This is a genomic window from Thermococcus sp. PK (assembly GCF_000430485.1).
GTDB classification, from domain to species: Archaea; Methanobacteriota_B; Thermococci; order Thermococcales; family Thermococcaceae; genus Thermococcus_A; species Thermococcus_A bergensis.
Genome location: NZ_KE387149.1, coordinates 23,581 through 30,136, shown reverse-complemented (window position 1 = coordinate 30,136; position 6,556 = coordinate 23,581). Strand labels below are relative to the sequence as shown.

Annotated in this window: 8 protein-coding genes and 1 tRNA gene; 4 read left to right on the top strand and 5 right to left on the bottom strand. The window is 41.4% G+C overall.

What is annotated here, in order from left to right; translation table 11 throughout:
* Window positions 1-576 (top strand): RNA-guided endonuclease TnpB family protein (locus THEPK_RS01940; RefSeq protein WP_042697717.1); only part of this gene is annotated, 576 nt, incomplete at its 5' end.
* A gap of 96 nt (window positions 577-672) precedes the next feature.
* Here THEPK_RS01940 and THEPK_RS01935 read toward each other — a convergent pair.
* Window positions 673-1,728 (bottom strand): glycosyltransferase, encoded by a 1,056-nt coding sequence (locus THEPK_RS01935; protein WP_042697715.1) that lies wholly within the window; start codon window positions 1,726-1,728, stop codon window positions 673-675.
* A gap of 159 nt (window positions 1,729-1,887) precedes the next feature.
* Here THEPK_RS01935 and THEPK_RS01930 point away from each other — a divergent pair, with 159 nt between their 5' ends.
* Window positions 1,888-2,130 (top strand): hypothetical protein, encoded by a 243-nt coding sequence (locus THEPK_RS01930; protein WP_042697714.1) that lies wholly within the window; start codon window positions 1,888-1,890, stop codon window positions 2,128-2,130.
* A gap of 313 nt (window positions 2,131-2,443) precedes the next feature.
* Here the strand turns inward: THEPK_RS01930 and THEPK_RS01925 are convergent, their stop codons facing one another.
* The 3 genes from THEPK_RS01925 to THEPK_RS01915 form a co-directional block, all read right to left on the bottom strand.
* Window positions 2,444-2,683, bottom strand: a complete 240-nt coding sequence (locus THEPK_RS01925; protein ID WP_198011275.1) for a hypothetical protein — start codon at window positions 2,681-2,683, stop codon at window positions 2,444-2,446.
* A 65-nt stretch (window positions 2,684-2,748) separates the two neighbouring features.
* Window positions 2,749-3,450, bottom strand: a complete 702-nt coding sequence (locus tag THEPK_RS01920; RefSeq protein ID WP_042697708.1) for an IS6 family transposase — start codon at window positions 3,448-3,450, stop codon at window positions 2,749-2,751.
* A gap of 386 nt (window positions 3,451-3,836) precedes the next feature.
* Window positions 3,837-4,442 (bottom strand): hypothetical protein, encoded by a 606-nt coding sequence (locus tag THEPK_RS01915; protein WP_042697704.1) that lies wholly within the window; start codon window positions 4,440-4,442, stop codon window positions 3,837-3,839.
* A gap of 292 nt (window positions 4,443-4,734) precedes the next feature.
* Between THEPK_RS01915 and THEPK_RS01910 the strand changes: the two genes are divergently transcribed.
* Complete coding sequence (locus tag THEPK_RS01910) at window positions 4,735-5,682, top strand: hypothetical protein (RefSeq protein ID WP_156882114.1); 948 nt, start codon at window positions 4,735-4,737, stop codon at window positions 5,680-5,682.
* Between the two features lie 241 nt (window positions 5,683-5,923).
* Here THEPK_RS01910 and THEPK_RS12900 read toward each other — a convergent pair whose 3' ends face one another.
* Window positions 5,924-6,082 (bottom strand): hypothetical protein, encoded by a 159-nt coding sequence (locus THEPK_RS12900; protein ID WP_156882112.1) that lies wholly within the window; start codon window positions 6,080-6,082, stop codon window positions 5,924-5,926.
* Window positions 6,083-6,477: 395 nt separating this feature from the next.
* On the opposite strand from THEPK_RS12900, the gene THEPK_RS01905 reads away from it, so the two are divergent.
* Window positions 6,478-6,555: transfer RNA gene (locus THEPK_RS01905), tRNA-Pro, on the top strand.
* The last annotated feature ends 1 nt before the right edge of the window (window position 6,556 follow it).

Genomic DNA, 6,556 nt, shown 5'->3' with positions numbered 1-6,556 from the left:
CTCAACAAGTCCGGCTACAAGACAAGCAGGAAACTGAAAAGAATGTATCAAAAGGCCAAACTACAGGCGAGGCACTACATTAATACCGCAGTCAGGCAGATTGTTGAAGGGCTTTACGAAATGGGCGTCTCTACGATTGTAGTTGGTTATCCAAAGGGCATTGCGAGAAATTCTGAATGGGGTGAAAAGCAGAACTTCATCCTCTCCCACGTCTGGCGGTTCAATACAGTGATTCAGCGTCTCAAGGAAGTTGCTGAAGAGTATGGTATTGAAGTTGAGCTTGTTGATGAGGCTTTCACCTCAAAAACCTGCCCCGTCTGCGGGAAGCCCCATAAAGGGGCCCGTTTCGTCCGTGGTCTTTACAAGTGTCCCGCAGAGGGGCTCGTTTTTAACGCAGACCTCGTTGGGGCGTTCAATATCCTAAAGAAAGTTGTGAAAACGATAACCCCGAGCCTTTCTGCTCTTGCAGGAGGTAGGGGTAATGGGGGGAAGACCCTCCCCGAGGGGTCGAAGACCCGCTTTAACTTGGGTCTAAATGAGACCCCTCAAACCTTTCCGCCGTTGGCGAGGGGTTAACTCGTTGGAACCCTCGCCCTTCAGGGCGGGGAGGAGGTCAGATTTTCTCTCTGAAAGCCTAACCCTTTAGGGTGGAGATGCAGTAATTAGAGGCGGTCATGCCCATGTGAGGTTCCGATTGACGAAGAATCTTACAATAAATGAAAATCCTATTCCAATTAAATTTGCTATCAAATAGTGAACTCCCACATACAACAGAGCCAGATAGATTGCCCACTGAACCAGAGCCCCCGTTAGCGCTGCAAGGTGGAAGTTAAAAAGTCTTAGATAGAGTGGTTTTCTCTTCAGGTCTCTAAACGTCCAAAGGTCGTTCCACAGAAAGTTGTTGAGTATCGAAAGCTCCGTAGCTGGTATAACAGCCAGTCTTTTATCCCATCCCAAAAACTCCACAAAGCCGAGAAGAGCACCTTCGTTTACAGCGACACCGGTCAAACCAACTATGGAGAATTTGACAAGTCTATCTATCTCACCTTCCCATTTCATGAGCCTGTAGAGGTGACGCAGATAGTTTAGTATTTGCTTGTTGCTCAGCTTGCTTTCTCCAAAATTCCTTAATCCAAACGTAAACGGCACCTCAACAACTTTCTTGTACTTTCCTTTTATGAGCACTTCAAGGAGTATTTTAAAGCCCACTGGGTTGAGCTCAACCCCTTCTACAACCTCCCTTTTAAGGGCAAAAAACCCACTTACGGGGTCTTTGACCCCTCTAATCTTTGGTAAGGCAACTCTGCCTATCATTATAGCACCTTTTGAAATGAGCTTTCTCCACCAGTACCAGTTCTCGACCTTTCCTCCCTTCACATATCTGCTCGCTATAGCTATGTCCGCCCCTTTCTCAACCGCTTCAACTAACTTGGGGATAACCTCTGGAGGGTGCTGCAAATCAGCATCCATAACAACAATAATCTCCCCCCTAGCTTCCTTAAAGCCTCTGATAACAGCGGAAGAAAGACCTCGCTCATTTATCCTCCGTATAACATGCACAGGATATTTTTTCGCCAGTTCCTCTGCTTTTTCCCATGTTCTATCTGGGGAGTTATCATCTACAACTATTATTTCAAACTCTTTTCCCTCTAAAGCCCTCGCTATCCGTTCAAACAGCTCCTCCAGGTTTTCTCTCTCATTATATGTGGGTATTACTATGGATATCATCGGGCATCCTCTCCAACTATGCAGCTTGGAATTTATATCTTTTGCTAAGGGGTTGGGAAAAATTTATAACCAGATGCTTGAAAGTTAGCGCTGAGGGGCCGTGGGGTAGCTTGGTCTATCCTTCCGGCTTCGGGAGCCGGTTCTTTTGAAGAACAAAGAATGGACATAACCCCAAAAGCCAAAACAAGAATTGAGCCAACCCAAAAAGAAGACATTTTTACAAAAGCTTTACCACCAAAAGAAGCCAAACTAAACGATTATTGGGAACAATACAAAAACCAATTTTTAGAGTTCCTTAAAAGCTCTACGTCCTTTGGTTTTAAAAATACCAGTTGGAAAGAATTAAGAATCTCTAAAGCAACTTTTCTAGCTCCTCTGGATGCTTTGTTATCTCCTCCATGAATTCTGCAAATGATATATCCCTCTCAGGAAACTTCGAGAGAGTGAGAGTTTTCAACAGCTCCGCCAGTGAAAGTTATCAAAGAAATTAATTGGAGATTTGTTTAGTGAGCAGTTCATATTTAACATTCCTAATTTACCAAAGACCATTTAGTTGGACTAAAGACCACTTTGAACAATTACCGAGGTTATGGAAAATGGGGACGAACACTACTTTATATATTAAAGGCGGCAAGAAAATGAACAGAATTATTTAGATGCGATATCTAATCCTAGAATGGATAACATAGATTTGTGTATCCTCATTTTTCCCACTTTATTCTGGAAACGTACCAGTTCGTTTTTTCTTCTTTTTTATCCAACGATAAAGCTCTATGACCACTGCTACAGGCAAACTAAACAGCATTGCAACTCCTGAGACATAAATCAAAGCCATGTATGTAGAAGGTACATCAGTACCACTAAGTCCCGCTGCTACTCCAAAAACCACACTGAACAACACCCAAAAGAATGCTCCCACCACAGTTAAGATGAAACCCCAAACTAGAGGTCTCATTCCTCTCACCTTTTTGAGAATTGACATAAACTCAAATAAATTTTTCGACATTAACTCTGATATTGTCAGGATAACTGGGGCATCACCTCCTGAAGCCATTCAATAACATCACCCGGAGGCCTATCAAACCTAGAATGAATTCTGACAAAATTATACCAGAAGGCAAACAGAAAAACAAACCTATGAACTCTCCTCCAGTCCTCACTCCTGAAATTATTCCAAAAACGCTTTGTCCTCTCCTTCAACGTCCTAAACCAGCGCTCAACACTGTTCCTCGGCCCGAAAGTCACATGCAGATAACCCAACCCCAAACTCTTAAACACTGACTTATACCAGCTCGCCCTGTCAACCAGAAAAACAGGCTGCCCTTCACATGACTTTAAAACAGCCAGGATGAAATCCCTGGCAACCCACCAGTTTCTAACAGTCGTAATCCAGACTGCTAAAACTTCCTTGCTCTCAACGTCAATTGCAGCCCAGAGGAATCTTCTCTTCCCGTTGATTTTTATTACTGTTTCGTCAACTGCGATGAAGTTCCGCTGTTTTTTGACTGCGAGGATTTTTGGCTGGTAGACTGCTTCTGCTATTTTTTGAATGGCTTCCCAGACGGTTGTGTGGCTGATTCCGAGGATTCTGGCGGTTTGCCTGTAGCTTAAGCCGTTTAGGTACAGGGTTATTGCCCTGATTTTCTTTTCTGGTGGGATTTTGTTTCGGCGAAAAGGTTTTAAGGCTGAAATTAATCGGTTGATAATGGTTTCGGCTTGCATGTTCCCCCCTTTCTTTTTCTGTGGTAGTGTCTGGGATTTAAACCTGACGCCCCACTGCTTATCCTGACAGTATCACTTCGGGAGTAGCGTACTCCTTAATGTTAACACCCCAGTCCTTATAATGTACAACAGAATTGTCGTGAAGTGTTGCTATTATGGAATTCAAAATAGGGTTAATGATTCTGGTAATGAGGTAGTGGAGGTCTTTAGAAGGTTGGGGTGGATTTTCCACAGTTTCCACCTATTATAGAAAAATATCTATGTCAACGTATATTAAGTTTTTGGGAACTGATGACGAAATTTTCGAAAGAAGTTTGTGATTTTTGCGCAAGTTTTGATTAGTTAGATCTGATGATTGATCAAGCTTCTAGGTTCAAATGTAATTGTTATGAAAGAATCAACCATATTAGCACAGCACCTACGACAACCCCTCCAACAAACCCTGCAACGGCATAATTTTTGAGCTTTGCTTTAGTGTCCTCGTATTCTTTCAATATTTTGTCAAGTCTTTCCTTGAGTGAAAGCTTTTCTGAAGATTCCGAACTGACCCTCGAATCAAGCTCACTTAATCTTTGCCTGAGTGCCTCAAGTTCAGTTTTCATACGATAATTCTCAGTCAATAACTTTCCAACACTGAACATATTCACCGTACCCTTCAAATAGTTCTCGATCTCTCCTCCAAGAAGCCAAAGCTCATGAAGTATATCCTCCCAGTTCCCACCACTCTTTTGATAGACATAATCTATAACCCCCATGTAATCATTCAAGAACTTGTCAGGGTTCTTGTTAATATCTTCGTCTTTATATCTGTGAAACAGTTCATCATGCCAATCTTGAAGCCACTTTGCAACTATACCTTCTGTAGAATACATCTTTACCTCCACATAATCATGCCTGTATTTTCCCGTCTTTCCATCCGCAAGCGATGCAATAATAAAATTCAATCGGGGGTTTATAATTCGTGTGACTAAGTAGTGTAGATCCTTTTCCATCACAAGCACCCCAAATTACATATTACCCTAAATCAAAATAACTTTTTCGCTCTGAGAAGCAAGTAAAGTGTTTCAATAATAAAGTGTACCCAGTTTATGAATAGTAACCTTGAGGCATCGCATCTTATAAAACTCCTTCAAGGTAGATCATCCAAAAACATCGGTGGAGATCACTACAAACTTGCTCTTTTAATTTTTCAACCGTTGTCACTATCTATTTAAGTTATAACGTAGAAGGTATAGAAAGAAAAACCAAGTTAAAGGAGGAAAACTCATGCCGTCTGGTCGTCATATGGAGTTGCAAAAAAGTTTAGTTCAATTAGGTCGAAAGCTTGGTTTTTTAGCTGAAAAGGAATTCCCTTTAGTAAACCTTTTTCCTGGATACTCACCAATAATCGATGTAGTCTGGTTTTATCCCCTCTCAGAACAACAATCCCATGCCATAAAGAAATTGTACGGCTTATGGCCTTATTGGAAAGATTCGAGAGCTCTTTATCCATATGCTACCTTCGAGATAACAGCTTCCGACGCTACTTCAAAGACCGTAATGAGCGAGATATGGAACATGAAGTTAGCTGGGTTCAGGTATGCGTTCAAAATTGTACCTAGTAAGAATCCAAAACATCCTGACTACATGCACAAAGAAAGAGCCGAAAGGATAAACAGGACTTTAAACTATTTTTCAGGAACAACTGATGTTTTTGTGCTCTCCTTAGAAGATGTGGAAAATGCCATCAATACACTAACAGACATAAGGATTAATCCTCGACCCAAGTCACCTCTCTCATTTAAAACTCCAAATTTGAGAGATAATCTCCACAATGACATCACAAGGAAATTGGCCGAATTTGGCAAGAACAAGGGTTTTATTTCCGCAGTTGAATATATGCCAAGGTGGATAAAGAAACTCAAGGAAAGATTAACTCCCATCCGAACTGATGCCGTATGGCTTTTGGATTTGCCTTCGGAAGTAGAAACCGGGTTTAGTGAATTTTTAGAGTTGCTAGGCGGTCTTCAAACAATCAAAAGTACAAATCCAGTTGAGGTATTGGCGTTTGAGGTTGAGCTAGGAGTGTTTGATAAACACAGTATTGGTAGTGTTTTGAATCTCGCAAATATTTTTGGAAGAGGTGTTGTTGTAGTCAGTCACAAAGACGATAAGCTCGTTGAGACTATAAGGCTCTTATCTTCAAACAGGGTTGACGTGAAGGGTGTTAACGAAATGTCTCTACTCTTTTAATCACTAACTTCCACGTATTTTACATGTCTCATCCATAATTTTTCCACCCTAAAAACCACCTAATTTTCCACTTCTTACCACCTCATTTTCCCCCTATAATCCCTCACCCCTTGAATTTTCCCCTATTTTTACCATTAATTTCCACTTCGTTTCCCTGTTCCCTCCACAATTTCCTCTTAGTTTCCCCTTGACTTCCCTATTTTTTGTACTCAATTTCCGCCTAGATAACCACTTTTTCATCCTATTTCGACCCCTTCCTAACCCTTGACCCAGATTTTTCCCTATTTTTTACCCTTAATTTCCACCTATTATCCCTCTTAATCCCCCTAGTTTCCACCCTTCCACCTAACTTCCCCTTATTTTCCGCATTTTTTACATATTTTACACCCTCTTTTTCCACACTTTTTCACCCTTTCACCTTAACTTTCCACTCACTTCCCATTATTTTCCACATTTTTTACTCAATTTATCCCCTCATTTTCACCACTTTTTAACCCCCATTTTGACCCTTCACACCCTCATAGTGATCTCTTAAGGAATATTCTCATTAAGAAATTATTAAGACTAAGAAACAAAAGAACAAGGAAAACCTATCAACATTACTCTATTGCTGGTTTTCTGGTTTTATGTTGTTTTGTGTGGGAGTTGTTTTAAGCGTAAAGTTTAAATGTTTATCTAGGCGATAGGCATATGCCAGCACGTGTGATCACAAAAGGAAAGACCACAAAACCCCTAAGAATAAAAACCACCGAGGTTGCTTTAAACAAAAAACTGAGGACAAAACTGGCTGCTTGCGGGGCCGTGGGGTAGCTTGGTCTATCCTTCCGGCTTCGGGAGCCGGAGACCCGGGTTCAAATCCCGGCGGCCCCACCAT